Genomic DNA, 15,205 nt, shown 5'->3' with positions numbered 1-15,205 from the left:
GAGTTGAACATGCGTACTTCCGTACGTGTTGCCGTCACGCTGAGCGTGGTGGCCGTGGCGATCTTCGCCGGGTTTCATTTGTGGCAGTACTACATGCTCACGCCCTGGACCCGGGATGCGCGGATCCGTGCCGACGTGGTGGTGATCGCGCCCGACGTATCGGGGTGGGTGCGCGAGCTCAAGGCCGTGGATAACCAGCAGGTCAAGGCGGGCGACGTATTGCTCAATATCGATCGCGAGCGTTTCGAGGCCGCGGTGGAGAAGGCCAGGGCGGTGGTCCAGACTCGCCAGCAGCAACTGAGCCTGCGCGAACACGAAGCCAGTCGCCGCGCCGCATTAGGTCCACAGGCCATCAGCGCCGAGTTGCGCGAAAACGCCCAGATCAACGCGGGGATCGCCCGTGGTGAACTGCGCGAGGCCCAGGCCGAGGCCAAGGTTGCCGAGCTGAACCTGGTGCGCAGCCAGGTCCTGGCCCCACGTAGCGGCCACATCACCAACCTGCGCCTGGCCGAAGGCAACTACGTGAACGCCGGGCAGCCGGTCATGGCGCTGGTGGATGACTCAACGTTCTACGTGCAGGCCTATTTCGAAGAAACCAAACTGCCGCGGATCCGCGTCGGCGATCCGGTCAAAGTCTGGTTGATGAGCGCTGGCCATGCGCTCGAAGGCCATGTGCAAAGCATCAGCCGAGGCATCACCGACCGCAATACCAACCCCGATGCGCAACTGCTGGCCGAGGTCGAGCCGACGTTCAACTGGGTGCGCCTGGCCCAGCGGATTCCGGTGCGGATCAAGCTGGACAAGGTGCCGGAAGGGATGAGCCTGAGCGCGGGGATGACGGCGAGCGTGCAGGTGCGGGAGGGGCGGCAATAACCGTTGCCTGCGGACCCTGTGGCGAGGGAGCTTGCTCCCGCTCGGCTGCGAAGCGGCCGCAAAAAGAACACACGGTTAATCAGATTAAACGCGGTGGGCTTTTCTCAGGAGCGCTTCGCACCCCAGCGGGAGCAAGCTCCCTCGCCACGAAGAGCACCATGTGCCATCAGCCGATGCTGATCGGCGGCAACGTCGGCAATGTCACGGTCTGCTGTTTACGCGGGGCGAGAATCTCGGCCTCGCCGTCCACCACCATTTCATCACGCTGGTTGAACACGCGGGTGGCGATGCGCACGCGAAATTTTGGCAGCTTCTCCAGGATCTCCAGGCGCACGGTCAAGGTGTCACCGATCTTTACCGGTTTCTGGAAACTCATCTGCTGGCCAATATAAATGGTGCCCGGCCCAGGCAATTCACAGGCGACCGCCGCGCTGATCAACGCACCGCTGAACATGCCATGGGCGATGCGTTCCTTGAACATGCTGGCTGCGGCGAACTCGGCGTCCAGATGCACCGGGTTGTGATCGCCCGACATCGCGGCGAACAACTGGATGTCGCGCTCTTCGACGGTCTTGCTGTAGCTGGCAGTCTGACCGACTTCGAGGGCTTCGTAAGGGATGTTGGTAACCTGGGTCATGTCTGGATCCTGGACGGGTAAAGGAAAACGCGGCAAAGCTACTCGCTGCGTGGCGGCCGCTTGTGACTCAAGGCCTGGGCAATCCAGGCCAGCACATCGGCCGTCACTTCATCGCGGTTGGTTTCATTGAACAGTTCGTGCCGGGCCTGCGGGTAAATCGTCAATTGCATATGTTGGTTGCCGGCGTCGCGCAAGGCGTCGGCCAGATCCTTCAGACGCTTGCCCTCGCTCACCGGATCACATTCGCCGCCAATTACCAGCAGCGGCAGGCCTGGATCGATCTGCGCGAGATTGGACGCTTTGCTGATCTGCTGCAACCCACCCAGCAGGTCGACCCACAGCTGATTGGTGCAACGAAAGCCGCATAGCGGGTCTCGGACGTATTTGTCCACCTCGGCCGGATCGCGGCTGAGCCAGTCGAAAGGCGTACGCGCGGGTTTGAATTTTTTGTTGAAGCTGCCGAATGACAACCACTCGATCAGCGCGCTACGCCCCGTTGCTCCCTGACGTCGACGTTCGAAGCGGGCGATCAGGCGCGCCGCACGGTAAAGCGCCACGGGTTGGAAGTTCGAACCGCTGAGAATCGCCCCGTGCAGGCTGGCGCTGTGGTGCAGCAGGTAAGCTTGGGCGATGTAGCTGCCCATGCTGTGGCCCAGCAGCAGTATGGGGATATCCGGATGCTGCTGGCCGATGTGGTGGTTAAGGCTCGCCAGGTCGCCGACGACCTTGGCCCAGCCGTCCTCGTTCGCGAAATGACCGAGGATGGCTTCTTCACCCGTCTTGCCGTGGCCACGCAGGTCCAGCGCATAGACGCCATAACCTTCGGCGCACAGCGCTTGCGCCAGGCGCCCATAGCGCGCGCTGTGTTCGGCCATGCCGTGGGCCAGCATGATGACCGCCGATGGGGCGGTTTCGGGCAACCACTGGTTGACGAACAGGCGGCTGTGGTCGGTCGCGGTCAGCCAGAACGTTTGGTGGATCATGGCGGTTCCTTTGCACAAAATCAGACGCAGCGTTGCTGCATTGTATAGCGCATCCGCTGCGTCTCGCCTGATCAGCTCTCGGCGAGGCAGGAAGATTCACATAATCTATGACGCAAGTTGCCATATTTGCCTGATTGGCCATAGCTGCTAGTGTCCCATGAGCTCCGCCTGTGAAAGCGATACGCAAGCGGTCCCGGATACGTTCAGGTAAAGAGGACAAAAACAATGCAGCCTGATTTCTGGAATGACAAACGCCCGGCCGGCGTGCCTTCGGACATCGAACACGGTGTCTACAAGTCGGTCGTCGAGGTGTTCGAGCGTTCCTGCAAGAAATTTGCCGACCGTCCGGCGTTCAGCAACATGGGGGTGACGCTCACTTACGCCGAGCTCGAGCGCTACAGCGCGGCCTTTGCCGGTTACTTGCAGGCCCATACCGACCTGGCACCGGGCGATCGCATCGCGGTACAGATGCCCAACGTCCTGCAATACCCGATCGCCGTCTTCGGTGCGCTGCGCGCCGGACTGGTGGTGGTCAACACCAACCCGTTGTATACCCCGCGGGAAATGCGCCACCAGTTCAAGGACTCCGGAGCCCGGGCGCTGGTGTACCTGAACATGTTCGGACAGAAAGTCCAGGAAGTGCTGCCTGACACCGACCTGCAATATTTGATCGAGGCAAAGATGGGCGACCTGATGCCCACCGCCAAGGGCTGGTTGGTGAATACGGTGGTGAGCAAGGTCAAGAAAATGGTCCCGGACTATTCGCTGCCCCAAGCCGTTTCTTTCAAGACTGCCTTGCGCCTGGGCCGTGGCCAGGGCATCAAGCCGTTGAACGTCAGCCTCGACGACATTGCCGTGCTGCAATACACCGGCGGTACCACCGGGCTGGCGAAAGGCGCAATGCTGACCCACGGCAACCTGGTGGCCAACATGCAGCAGGCCCGGGCCTGCCTGGGGCAGATCGGCGACGACGGCCAGCCGTTGTTGCGCGAAGGCCAGGAAGTCATGATCGCGCCGCTGCCGCTGTACCACATCTATGCATTCACGGCGAACTGCATGTGCATGATGGTCACGGGCAACCACAACGTGTTGATCACCAACCCACGGGACATCGGCGGCTTCATCAAGGAGCTGAAGAACTGGCGGTTTTCCCTGTTGTTGGGGCTTAACACGTTGTTCGTGGCGCTGATGGATCATCCGGATTTCAAGACGCTGGATTTCTCCAACCTCAAAGTCACTAACTCAGGCGGTACCGCGCTGGTCAAGGCCACCGCCGAGCGCTGGAAACAGCTCACCGGTTGCGGTATTACCGAAGGGTACGGGCTGACCGAAACCTCGCCAGTGGCCAGTGCCAACCCTTACGGCGGCAAGTCGCGCCTGGGTACGGTGGGCTTGCCGGTGCCGGGGACGCTGATGAAAGTCATCAGCGATGACGGTATCGAGCTGCCTCTTGGTGAGCGCGGAGAGCTGTGCATCAAGGGACCACAGATCATGAAGGGCTACTGGAACAAGCCTGAAGCTACCGCTGAAGTGCTGGACAGCGAAGGCTGGTTCAAGTCCGGCGATATCGCGGTGATCGACCCCGATGGATTTGTGCGTATCGTCGACCGCAAGAAGGACATGATCATCGTCTCGGGTTTCAACGTGTACCCCAACGAGATCGAGGACGTGGTGATGGCTCACCCGAAAGTCGCCAGTTGCGCCGTCATCGGCGTGCCGGACGAACGTTCGGGGGAGGCGGTGAAGCTGTTCGTGGTGGCGCGTGAGTCGGGCGTCAGCCTTGAAGAGCTCAAGGCGTACTGCAAGGAGAACTTCACGGGGTACAAGATCCCTAAGCACATCGTGCTGCGAGAGTCGCTGCCGATGACGCCGGTGGGCAAGATCTTGCGACGGGAGCTGCGCGACATCGCCTGAACCAGAGAGGTCCGGTAGAACCCTGTGGGAGCAAGCATGCTCCCACAGTGCTTTATGTATTTGACGTAATTATCCAGGGCTTAGAATTTTTACTCTAAAAATGACTATTGAATGTTCTTGAGTCATTTTTGTGACTGTAGGGGCCGTTTTTGGCTCTAGGCGACCCTTGGCAAAGCTGCTACTCTCGGCGCGCTTTTGTGACTTCTCGGCCTTTATCCAGCCAGATTCACCAACAGACACACACCAATAATAATCGCATCAAATGCGGTGAGAATTCGCGTTGCTGAGGAGTGGGGCTTCCATGATCGAAGACTTTTGGAAGGATAAATACCCAGCTGGGATTGCTGCCGACATCAATCCAGATGAGTATCCGAATATTCAGGCGGTGTTGAAGCAATCCTGCCAACGCTTCGCCGACAAGCCGGCATTCAGCAACCTTGGCAAGACGATCACCTACGGTGAGCTGTACGAGTTGTCCGGTGCCTTTGCCGCTTACTTGCAACAGCATACCGATTTGCAGCCGGGCGATCGAATTGCCGTGCAACTTCCCAACGTCCTCCAATACCCAGTGGCCGTGTTCGGTGCGATTCGTGCCGGGCTGATCGTGGTCAATACCAACCCGCTCTACACCGCGCGGGAAATGGAACATCAATTCAATGACTCCGGTGCCAAGGCGCTGGTGTGCCTGGCAAACATGGCGCACCTGGCCGAGCACGTGGTGCCCAAGACGGGCGTCAAGCACGTCATCGTGACCGAAGTCGCCGATCTTCTGCCGCCGCTCAAGCGTTTGCTGATCAACAGCGTCATCAAGTACGTCAAGAAGATGGTCCCGGCTTATCACTTGCCCAAGGCCATCAAGTTCAACGATGTGCTGAGCAAGGGCCATGGCCAACCCGTGACCGAAGCCAACCCTGCCAGCGATGAAGTGGCCGTGTTGCAGTACACCGGCGGCACCACTGGCGTGGCGAAGGGCGCGATGCTCACCCATCGCAACCTGGTGGCGAACATGCTGCAGTGCAAGGCGCTGATGGGCTCCAACCTCAATGAAGGCTGCGAAGTGCTGATCACGCCGCTGCCGCTTTATCACATCTACGCATTCACCTTCCATTGCATGGCGATGATGCTGATCGGCAACCACAACATCCTGATCAGCAACCCGCGCGACCTGTCGGCGATGGTCAAGGAACTGTCGAAGTGGAAGTTCAGCGGTTTCGTTGGCCTCAACACGTTGTTCGTGGCGCTGTGCAACAACGAAGCTTTCCGCAAGCTGGACTTCTCAGCGCTGAAGGTGACCTTGTCTGGCGGCATGGCCTTGCAATTGGCCGCGGCGGAGCGTTGGAAAGCGGTCACGGGTTGTCCGATCTGCGAAGGCTACGGCATGACCGAGACGAGCCCGGTCGCCACCGTCAACCCGATCCAGCACATCCAGGTTGGCACGATCGGTATTCCGGTGCCGTCGACGCTGTGCAAGGTCATCAATGACGCTGGCGTCGAGCTGCCCTTGGGTGAAATCGGCGAGTTGTGTGTGAAAGGTCCTCAGGTCATGAAGGGCTATTGGCAGCGCCAGGACGCCACCGACGAGATGCTCGACAGCGATGGCTGGCTCAAGACCGGCGACATCGCGGTGATCCAGCCGGACGGCTACATGCGCATTGTCGATCGCAAAAAAGACATGATTCTGATCTCCGGCTTCAACGTGTACCCCAACGAATTGGAAGATGTATTGGCGACCCTGCCGGGTGTGCTGCAATGCGCGGCCATCGGCGTACCGGACGAGAAATCCGGCGAGGCGATCAAGATATTCATCGTCGCGCGCCCGGGCGTCACGCTGACCAAGGAGCAGGTGATGGAGCACATGCGCGCCAACGTCACGGGTTACAAAGTGCCCAAGACCGTGGAATTCCGCGATGCGTTGCCGACCACCAACGTGGGCAAGATCCTGCGCCGTGAGCTGCGTGATGAAGAACTGAGGAAGTTGGGGTTGAAGAAGTAAGCCCTCCACCCACAAAAAGCCCCGCTGATGCGGGGTTTTTGTTACAAGGTGATGTCCTCGCGGGGGGCTGCCGTTGTGGCGAGGGAGCTTGCTCCCGCTGGGCTGCGCAGCAGCCCCATCCGGTCCGACTGATACACCGCAAGGGGCCGCTTCGCGTCCAGCGGGAGCAAGCTCCCTCGCCACAGGGGAAACCGGCGTCTGGCGATCGGACTACAACCGAAACTGCGCAAAATCTAGATTAGTGCCACCCGGGCGCATGTCTTGCAGGTACGAATCCTTGTCGGCACTGAGTTCCAGGCTCAAGGCTGCCTTGCGTTTGCCCTGGTTGCGCACTTCCAGGTTTTCCATTTTTTCGCGAAGGAACACGGTCGGTACCTTCAGGTGCAACAACTCGTCGGTGGCCGGCGTGTGCAGCAGCAGGTGAATCCATTCGTATTGCCCAATGGCCAGGCGGGCCACTGGAATGTCGAACCAGAAAATGTTGCGGTTGCGGTTCAGTTCGCTGAAATGGCAGTTATTGACGCCTAGGACGGCGCCGCCCAGTTCTTGGTTCCTGCGGGCGATGGCCTGCTTTTTATCGAGTTTCATAACGTTCCTACGGGATGGAAGCTTCGGGCCATAGCCTGAATACGTGGAGCATTCTCGGGGGTGGATCGGCAAACATAAAGCGTAACCTGCATCTGACGATGAAATGCGCCGCTGAAAAAATGAAACTCCCCGCAAACGGCCTCGGTCAACCCTATGTAATGACTTTTCGTACAGTTATTCACAGGAGAGACATCATGGGTAGCACGAGCGATAAAGTGAAGGGCGTTGCCAACGAAGCCGTCGGCAACATCAAGCAAGGCGTCGGCAAGGCCACCGACAATGACCGCATGCGCGCCGAGGGCGTGGTCCAGGAGAAAAAAGGTGAAGCCCAGCAAACCGTGGGCAAGGCCAAGGATGCAGTCGAGAAAGGCGTTGACGAGGCATAACCGGCCTGTTGAAAGCGATTGGAACGGCCATCCGCGGGTGGCCGTTTTCATGTCGGCTCGAACTTGCACCGGGGAAATTGTTCCAAAGGCGCCAAACAGGTTACTTTTGTCTTGGATAGGAACCCGGTGAGTCGCCAGGCGACCTTCCTTTTTTGCGGCGAAAGGAGACGCACATGATGTTCCCGGCCTTGAAAGGCTTGCCCCTGCACCGCGTGATGATTCGCACGGTGAATGAGTTTCTCGACGACGAGATGTCGACGTACGCCTCCGCTCTGGCTTACCAGATGCTGTTTTCGCTGTTCCCCTTCATTCTTTTCCTGATTGCCCTGATCGGTTTCCTGCACCTGCCGGACTTCTTCTCCTGGTTGCGCCTGCAATCGGAGCTGGTGCTTCCGCCCCAGGCCCTGGAACAGGTCAACCCGGTGATCGACCAGCTCCAGCAATCCAAGGGCGGGTTGCTCTCGGTGGGTATCGTGATCGCGTTGTGGACGGCCTCGGCCGGTGTGCGGCTGATGATGAGCGCGATGAACGCAGCCTACGATGTGGTCGAGGGTCGTCCGGCCTGGAAGCGCTTTCCGCTGTCGATTTTCTACACCATCGGCATCGCCGGCATGTTGCTGGCCGCTGCGGCGCTGATGGTGCTGGGGCCGCAGGTGATGGGCTGGATTGCCGCCCAGGTCGGGCTGGAGGAGTTTATCGTCACCCTCTGGACCCTCGTGCGCTGGCCGATCATCGTCTTTCTGCTGATGGTGGCCGTGGCGCTGATCTATTACGTGATGCCCGACGTCAAGCAGGAGTTTCGGTTCATCACGCCAGGCTCGGTGTTGGCTGTGGTGGTGTGGATCATCGCGTCCCTGGGCTTCGCGTTCTACGTCAAGACCTTCGCCGACTACAACGCCATGTATGGCAGTATCGGCGCGATCATCGTCTTGCTGCTGTATTTCTATATTTCTTCAGCGGTGCTGCTGCTCGGTGCGGAGATGAACGCGGTGATCGAGCACATGTCCGCCGAAGGCAAGGACAAAGGCGAAAAGAATCCGGACGAGCATAGCGAAAAACAGCATGTGTCCGGTCTTGGTCGCGACCACTCCATTAAGACGAAAACTGACGAAGCCCAAACATGATCCGCGAAATCCTGAAGATGGGCGATGAACGCCTGCTGCGCGTTGCGCCGCCGGTGCCAAAGGAGATGTTCGACACTCCTGAGTTGTGGCAACTGATCGATGACATGTTCCAGACCATGGAGAGCGTTGGCGGCGTTGGCCTGGCGGCACCGCAGATTGGTGTCGACCTGCAATTGGTGATTTTCGGCTTCGAGCACAGCGAGCGTTATCCCGACGCCGAGGCCGTGCCGCAGACTATCTTGATCAATCCGCTGATCACGCCGCTGGATCCGCTGACGGAGGAAGGCTACGAAGGCTGCCTGTCGGTACCGGGCCTGCGCGGTGCGGTGGATCGCTACCAGCACATCCGCTACGAAGGTTTCGACCCCAAGGGCGAAGCCATCGTGCGCACGGCTTCAGGTTTCCACGCCCGGGTGGTCCAGCATGAATGCGATCACCTGATAGGTCGCTTGTACCCATCGCGCATCACCGCTTTCAGCAAGTTCGGATTTACTGAAGTGATGTTCCCGGACCTTGACCCAGCGGCCGACGATTGATCGTCAGGGTTTTGCAGGTTCCAACCCCATTGCAATCATCGGCTTGCTGCGCGCGTACCGGCTCAGGCGTTCAGCCAGCGCATAGGGCAACTGAGGGTCGACGCTGAAACCACGTCGCTCATAAAAGCTGCGCAGGTCAGGATGGCAAAACAGCCAAACCGGCCCCTCCACGCCGCTCAGCGCCTCTTCGATCAACCGCGCGGCGATGCCTTGCGTGCGGTATGCCGGGTCGACGAACAATCCGGTCAGCCAATGCCCACCCGACAATGGGCGCAGGCACAAGGCGCCGACGATTTTATCCCGCCGCGCCACCCACAATTGCGCTTCACGTACCGCTTTCATCGACGATTGGTGGGCGCGATAAAACTTGTTCATCAGCGGCCACAGCGATTCTTCGAGCTGTGTGTAATGGATTTCCAGCATGGCGGGGGGGCTTAGGCGATAAGGGGAGGGCGATTATAAAAGAACGCCGGTGCAGCGATAGGTGTATACCTGGCTTACATCCCGTATGACTGGAGTACGTATCATGGCCAAAGGCATGGATTCAAAAAAAGCGGCAAAGAAAAAACCGGCGAAGACCGCCGATGAAAAGCGCGCCGACAAAAAAACCAAGAAGGTCAACCTGTTCGGCCATTGAACCGGCAACGCCTGGCTTTGCCTCGGGAGGAGCTGGGGCTGTAGCCCCAGCTTCACACTCGCGGTTCGTCGGCATGGATCGACCGCTTCATGTCGGAACCGCTCAGGTACTTTCGCGAACCTTGAGTTCGAATCCCAGGTCAACCACCGGCTGGGTAATACGATTGCCAGCCATCAAGGTGAGCATCTGTTCAGCGGCGCGGCGGCCAATGGCCTCCCGTGGGGTGCTGATGCTGCTCAGGCGCGGCACCATATGGGCCGAGGCCGGCAGATCGTTGAAGCCCAGGATCGATACCTGTTCGGGGACCTTGATGCCACAGCGCAACGCCTCGAGCAGGGCGCCGTGGGCCAGATCGTCGTTACCGAAGAAAATCGCATCGACGTCCGGGTGGCTGGCGAGCAATTGGAGGAACAGTTCTGCGCCCAAGCCCACCGACGACGGACGCGGCGTCAGTACTTCCAGGTCCGGGTCGTAGAGTTCGGCTTTCTGCAGCGCACGGCGGAAGCCCTCGCCGCGCAGCAGCGTGCGTTGGTCTAGCTGGGCGCCGATATAGGCCAGGCGCTTGCGACCTCGGGAAATCAAATGCTCGGCGGCGGTCTCGCCGGCCTTGAGCTGGGAAAAGCCTACGCAGTTCAAGCCGGCGCCTGGGTCCAATTCCATCATGTACACGCAAGGAATATTGCTGGCCTCGATCATGCGCCGGGCGCTTTCGGTACGGTCGAATCCGGTCAGCAGCAAGCCTCGAGGCTGGTACGCCATGTAATTGCGCAGCAGGTCTTCTTCTTCATCCCGGGAATAGTGGTAGTTGCCAATCACCACTTCGAAGCCTTTGGGCCGCAGCACGCGATGAATGGCTTCCAGGGTGTCAATGAACAGGAGGTTGGACAACGACGGCACCAGCACCACCACCGAATGGCTCTGGGCCGAGGCCAGTGCGCGGGCGGCGGGGTTGACGACGTAGTTGAGTTCCAGGGCGGCCTGGCGGACCTTGTCCACCAATTCGGCGGCCACGGTGCTGACGCCACGCAGGGCACGGGAGGCGGTGATCGGACTGACACCGGCCAGGCGTGCGACTTCGTTGAGCGTGGGGCGACCGGTGGTGCGAGTATTCTTATCGTTTTTAGGGGCGGTCATCAGGGTGGCTTGCCAAACAAAAATCAAGGCACTAAGGTAGCGCTGTCTCGGCGCGGCTGCAAATGCGCGAGCAGGGTTTGCCTGATCCCTGTGTGCAAGTGTCGTGGACGTACATGCTGCAACCACAAAAATGACAAGAAGGCGTCGGCAACTTCTGCTTTTGCTGCGGTGTCATAACTGGCAAAGGTAGCGCTGTCTGCGCGCTGAGGTGTTACATGAATAATCCAATCACCGCCCTGGTCATCATGGGCGTTGCCGGTTGCGGCAAAACTTGCGTCAGCCAGGCCCTGTGCCAACTGAGCGACGCCACCGCCATTGAAGGCGACACGTTCCACCCTGCGGCCAACATCCAGAAGATGAGCGCCGGTATTCCCTTGAACGACGACGACCGTGCCGGCTGGCTCGACAGCCTGTGCGACGAACTGCGTCGTGTCGACGCCCAGGGCAACCGCCCGGTGTTGACCTGTTCCGCGCTCAAGCACAGTTATCGCGAGCGTCTGCGCAGCGCCTTGCCAGGCCTGGGCTTCGTATTCCTAGAATTGACTCCAGAAGTGGCCGCTGATCGGGTTTCCCATCGTCCCGGCCATTTCATGCCGTCGACCCTGATTGACAGCCAGTTCGCCACTCTTGAATCCCCTGTCGGCGAGCCCCTGACCCTGGCTCTGGATGCGTCCAGCCACAGCGTTGATGAACTGGCGCGCCAGGCTTACGTCTGGTGGCTGGCCCATGGCTTGAAGCTCGCCAGCTGAGCATGGAAAATTTTGCGTCAGAAAGATAGCGCTGTCCCGACGGCTTGAAAATAACTGCTTCAATAACAACAACAAATCAGGAGACACCTCCCATGTTCGGCATGTCCCACGAGACGTACCTACTGCTCGATGCAGTGGTCACGGTGATTGGACTCATCGTCCTCATCACCAAGTTCAAGATCCATCCCTTCATCGCACTGACCATCGCCGCCGCTTTTCTCGGCCTGACGTCGGGCATGCCGGCCGGCACTATCATCAAGGCGTTCCAGGACGGCTTTGGTGGCGTGCTGGGCTTTGTCGGCATCATCCTGGCGCTGGGCACGATGCTCGGCAAAATGATGGCCGAGTCGGGCGGCGCCGATCAGATCGCCCAGACCCTGATCCGCGCCTTCGGCAAGGACAAGGTGCAGTGGGCCATGATGTTCGCCGCGTTCCTGGTGGGCATCCCGCTGTTCTTCGAAATCGGCTTCGTGCTGCTGATCCCGCTGGTGTTCATCGTCGCGCGCCGCACCGGTGTGTCGATCATCAAGATCGGTATCCCGCTGTTGGCCGGTCTTTCCGCGGTCCACGGCTTGGTGCCGCCGCACCCGGGGCCTCTGCTGGCGATCGGCATCTTTGGCGCTGACATCGGCAAGACCATTCTCTATGGCCTGATCGTCGCGCTGCCGACCGCCATCATTGCCGGGCCGATCTTCGGTACCTTCATTGCCAAGCACATCCCCGGTCATCCGAACCAGGAACTGGTGGATCAACTGGCGCGCGAGACGAACGCCGCCGAGCTGCCAAGCTTCAGCATCACCTTGATCACCGTGTTGTCGCCGGTGTTCCTGATGTTGCTCAAGACCTTCGCTGATGTGGCGTTGCCGGACGGCAACGTGTTCCGCGTCTGGATGGACATGATCGGTCATCCGATTTCGGCGCTGCTGCTGGCCTTGCTGCTGTCGTTGTACACCTTTGGTTATAAACAAGGCATCGGCTCCAGCCAGATGCTCAAATGGCTGGACGCAAGCCTGGCCCCTACGGCCGCGATCATCCTGATCATCGGTGCCGGTGGCGGCTTCAAGCAGATGCTGGTGACCAGCGGCGTGGGTGATGTGATCGGCCATATGGCGGTCAGCGCGCAGATCTCGCCGATCCTGCTGGCCTGGCTGGTGGCGGCGGTGATTCGGATTGCGACGGGTTCGGCGACGGTGGCAACCATTACCGGTGCCGGGATCGTCGTGCCGGTGGTGGGAATGATGCCGGGTGTGAACCGCGAGTTGCTGGTGCTGGCGACCGGTGCCGGTTCGCTGATCCTGTCTCACGTCAACGATGCGGGCTTCTGGCTGGTCAAGCAGTACTTCAACATGACCGTGGCCGAGACCTTCAAGACCTGGACCGCGATGGAAACCATCCTGTCCGTGGTGGCGCTGGGCTTCATTCTGTTGCTGTCGCTGGTGATCTAAGAACACCAGGGTTGTCTGCGGCGAGGGGCAAGCTCCCTCGCCACATTAGCCGCGTAATCAGCTGTTGGGTTTGCTTAACCCATCCGCCCTAAACATCCCACGGATCCCGCGCACCGCCTGGCGAATCCGGTCCTGGTTTTCGATCAGCGCGAAGCGCACGTGATCATCGCCATATTCGCCGAACCCCACCCCCGGCGAGACGCAAACCTTGGCCTCGGCCAACAGCTTCTTGGCGAATTCCAGCGAGCCGAGGTGGGCATAGGCCTCGGGGATCTTGGCCCAGACGTACATCGACGCCTTGGGATTCTCCACCATCCAGCCCAGCTCATGCAGGCCCTTGACCAGCACGTTACGACGTTGGCGGTATTGCTCGGCGATGTCGCGCACGCATTGCTGATCACCTTCAAGGGCGGCGATGGCGGCAACCTGCAGCGGGGTGAAGGTGCCGTAGTCGTGGTAACTCTTGATCCGAGCCAGGGCATTGACCAGTTCCGGGTTGCCGACCATGAAGCCGATGCGCCAGCCGGCCATGTTGTAGCTCTTGGACAGGGTGAAGAACTCCACCGCAATGTCTTTCGCGCCCGGCACCTGCATGATCGAAGGGGCTTTCCAGCCGTCATAGACGATGTCGGCGTAGGCCAGGTCATGGATGACCAACACGTCGTATTGCTTGGCCAGGGCGATGACCCGCTCGAAGAAATCCAGCTCCACGCATTGGGCGGTGGGGTTGGATGGAAAGCCGAGGATCATCATCTTCGGCTTTGGAATCGAGCCACGGATGGCACGCTCCAACTCATCGAAGAAATCCACGCCTGGCACCAACGGCACCGAACGCACTTGGGCGCCAGCTATCACCGCGCCGTAGATGTGGATCGGATAACTGGGGTTGGGCACCAGCACGGTGTCGCCCTGGTCCAGGGTCGCCAGCATCAAGTGCGCCAAGCCTTCCTTGGAGCCAATGGTGACGATGGCTTCGGTTTCCGGGTCGATGTCCACCTCGTAGCGGTCCTTGTACCAGCGCGAAATGGCGCGGCGCAGGCGCGGGATGCCTTTGGAGGTGGAATAGCCATGGGTGTCTTCACGCTGGGCGACGGTGACCAATTTTTCCACGATGTGCGGGGGCGTGGCGCCGTCGGGGTTACCCATGCTCAAGTCGATGATGTCTTCGCCGCGCCGACGCGCAGCCATCTTCAGCTCGGCAGTGATATTGAATACATACGGGGGGAGTCGATCGATGCGCGCAAAGCGGCGCGGCGAACCTTGTTCGGCCATTGTTGCCTCGAGATACGTGAGCGCCCGGAACCGTCCGAGCGACGTCGGCCACTGCGGTGGCCTGCGGCGCAAGATAATAGGGCCGGTGGTAGATTGTCCAGTAGCGGCGCCGAACTATTTTCGACGACACTGTGGCGCTGCTGTGGCGCCATCGAGGCGTCCTGTCGGCGGTTGAAATACGTCTTACCCAATCCTGATGGAACGAATAATGGAATTTTCCAGCGGCTTCCTGCTGAGTCTTTCACTGTGCCTGGACATCGGCGTGGCCAATATCGCGATGATCACCTTGGCGATGCAGCGCGGCTATTTCCAGGGGTTCGCCCTGGGCCTGGGCACCTGCGTGGGGGATTTGATCTACGCGGTCCTGGCGCTGGCGGGGATGACCGTGTTGCTGCAATACGAAACGGTGCGCTGGGTGCTGTGGATCGGCGGCTCGGTGCTGCTGTTGTATTTCGCCGCGAAAATGGTGCATTCGGCGATCTATCACAACGCGGTGCTGGCCGAGGCCGGCGAGGTCCGGGGCAACTCGCCACGCCAGGAGTTTTTCCGCGGAATCTTCCTGGCCATGTCGTCCCCCAGCGCCATCCTCTGGTTCGCCGCGGTGGGCGGGACGCTCATCGCCCGCTCTGGCGGTGGAACGATGCTCAGTTCGGCGCTGTTCCTGGGCGGATTTCTCTGCGCCGGGCTGCTGTGGAGCGCGGGCTTGTGCCTGGCTGCGACCCAAGGCGGCAAATTGTTGGGCGACAAGTTGCTGCGCTACTCTTATTGGGCATCCGCAGCGATCTTCTGCTATTTCGCGGTCTATGTGGTCGTTTCTGGTTACAACGAGTTTGTAGGAGAGACTACCGCAGTCGTCCTGCCTGGACTTTGACAAGCGAAACGGCCTGGCAATCACGGTTTGGCTTCTATACTGCCAAGCCCGACTTCAAGTTTT

15 protein-coding genes are annotated in these 15,205 nt (G+C 59.9%); 9 read left to right on the top strand and 6 right to left on the bottom strand.

Annotated elements, in window-relative coordinates:
• The first annotated feature begins 9 nt into the window (after positions 1-9).
• Positions 10-873: an efflux RND transporter periplasmic adaptor subunit gene (locus J3P82_RS19825; RefSeq protein WP_434558326.1), complete on the top strand. Its 864-nt coding sequence runs from the start codon at positions 10-12 to the stop codon at positions 871-873.
• Positions 874-1,039: 166 nt separating this feature from the next.
• Here the strand turns inward: J3P82_RS19825 and J3P82_RS19820 are convergent, their stop codons facing one another.
• Positions 1,040-1,510 (bottom strand): MaoC family dehydratase, encoded by a 471-nt coding sequence (locus J3P82_RS19820; RefSeq protein WP_434558325.1) that lies wholly within the window; start codon positions 1,508-1,510, stop codon positions 1,040-1,042.
• Between the two features lie 38 nt (positions 1,511-1,548).
• Positions 1,549-2,493: a lysophospholipase gene (locus J3P82_RS19815; protein ID WP_434558324.1), complete on the bottom strand. Its 945-nt coding sequence runs from the start codon at positions 2,491-2,493 to the stop codon at positions 1,549-1,551.
• A gap of 225 nt (positions 2,494-2,718) precedes the next feature.
• On the opposite strand from J3P82_RS19815, the gene fadD2 reads away from it, so the two are divergent.
• Both fadD2 and fadD1 read left to right on the top strand, forming a co-directional pair.
• Positions 2,719-4,407 carry a long-chain-fatty-acid--CoA ligase FadD2 gene (gene fadD2, locus J3P82_RS19810; RefSeq protein WP_434558323.1) on the top strand — a complete coding sequence of 563 codons (1,689 nt, stop codon included), beginning with the start codon at positions 2,719-2,721 and terminating at the stop codon, positions 4,405-4,407.
• Positions 4,408-4,708: 301 nt separating this feature from the next.
• Complete coding sequence (gene fadD1, locus J3P82_RS19805) at positions 4,709-6,400, top strand: long-chain-fatty-acid--CoA ligase FadD1 (RefSeq protein ID WP_434558322.1); 1,692 nt, start codon at positions 4,709-4,711, stop codon at positions 6,398-6,400.
• A 210-nt stretch (positions 6,401-6,610) separates the two neighbouring features.
• Here fadD1 and J3P82_RS19800 read toward each other — a convergent pair whose 3' ends face one another.
• The gene (locus tag J3P82_RS19800; protein ID WP_186613553.1) at positions 6,611-6,988 is read right to left on the bottom strand and encodes a hypothetical protein; all 378 of its coding nucleotides are present in this window, start codon (positions 6,986-6,988) and stop codon (positions 6,611-6,613) included.
• A 194-nt stretch (positions 6,989-7,182) separates the two neighbouring features.
• Here J3P82_RS19800 and J3P82_RS19795 point away from each other — a divergent pair, with 194 nt between their 5' ends.
• The 3 genes from J3P82_RS19795 (at position 7,183) to def (ending at position 9,034) form a co-directional block, all read left to right on the top strand.
• Positions 7,183-7,374: a CsbD family protein gene (locus J3P82_RS19795; protein WP_434558321.1), complete on the top strand. Its 192-nt coding sequence runs from the start codon at positions 7,183-7,185 to the stop codon at positions 7,372-7,374.
• Positions 7,375-7,547: 173 nt separating this feature from the next.
• Positions 7,548-8,498: a YihY/virulence factor BrkB family protein gene (locus J3P82_RS19790; RefSeq protein WP_434558320.1), complete on the top strand. Its 951-nt coding sequence runs from the start codon at positions 7,548-7,550 to the stop codon at positions 8,496-8,498.
• The gene (def, locus tag J3P82_RS19785; protein ID WP_434558319.1) at positions 8,495-9,034 is read left to right on the top strand and encodes a peptide deformylase; all 540 of its coding nucleotides are present in this window, start codon (positions 8,495-8,497) and stop codon (positions 9,032-9,034) included. The genes J3P82_RS19790 and def overlap by 4 nt, the downstream gene beginning before the upstream one ends.
• Positions 9,035-9,037: 3 nt before the next feature.
• Here the strand turns inward: def and J3P82_RS19780 are convergent, their stop codons facing one another.
• Both J3P82_RS19780 and J3P82_RS19775 read right to left on the bottom strand, forming a co-directional pair.
• Entirely contained in the window at positions 9,038-9,457 is a 420-nt protein-coding gene (locus J3P82_RS19780; protein WP_434558318.1) for a GNAT family N-acetyltransferase, read from the bottom strand.
• 316 nt (positions 9,458-9,773) lie between these two features.
• Positions 9,774-10,805: a LacI family DNA-binding transcriptional regulator gene (locus J3P82_RS19775; RefSeq protein ID WP_434558317.1), complete on the bottom strand. Its 1,032-nt coding sequence runs from the start codon at positions 10,803-10,805 to the stop codon at positions 9,774-9,776.
• Between the two features lie 215 nt (positions 10,806-11,020).
• Here J3P82_RS19775 and J3P82_RS19770 point away from each other — a divergent pair, with 215 nt between their 5' ends.
• A complete protein-coding gene (locus J3P82_RS19770; RefSeq protein WP_434558316.1) occupies positions 11,021-11,554 on the top strand; it encodes a gluconokinase in 534 nt (177 codons plus the stop codon).
• A 92-nt stretch (positions 11,555-11,646) separates the two neighbouring features.
• Complete coding sequence (locus J3P82_RS19765; RefSeq protein ID WP_434558315.1) at positions 11,647-12,999, top strand: GntP family permease; 1,353 nt, start codon at positions 11,647-11,649, stop codon at positions 12,997-12,999.
• A gap of 57 nt (positions 13,000-13,056) precedes the next feature.
• On the opposite strand, the gene alaC is transcribed toward J3P82_RS19765, so the two are convergent.
• Positions 13,057-14,271, bottom strand: coding sequence for an alanine transaminase (gene alaC, locus J3P82_RS19760; protein ID WP_434558314.1), 1,215 nt, complete (start codon positions 14,269-14,271; stop codon positions 13,057-13,059).
• 208 nt (positions 14,272-14,479) lie between these two features.
• Between alaC and J3P82_RS19755 the strand changes: the two genes are divergently transcribed.
• Positions 14,480-15,142, top strand: coding sequence for a LysE family translocator (locus J3P82_RS19755; protein WP_434558313.1), 663 nt, complete (start codon positions 14,480-14,482; stop codon positions 15,140-15,142).
• The last annotated feature ends 63 nt before the right edge of the window (positions 15,143-15,205 follow it).

The sequence above is a fragment of the Pseudomonas sp. Z4-20 genome (assembly GCF_051131955.1).
GTDB lineage: Bacteria > Pseudomonadota > Gammaproteobacteria > Pseudomonadales > Pseudomonadaceae > Aquipseudomonas > Aquipseudomonas marvdashtae.
Note: the sequence above shows the minus strand (reverse complement) of the source record. Positions and strands in the feature narration are given on the sequence as shown.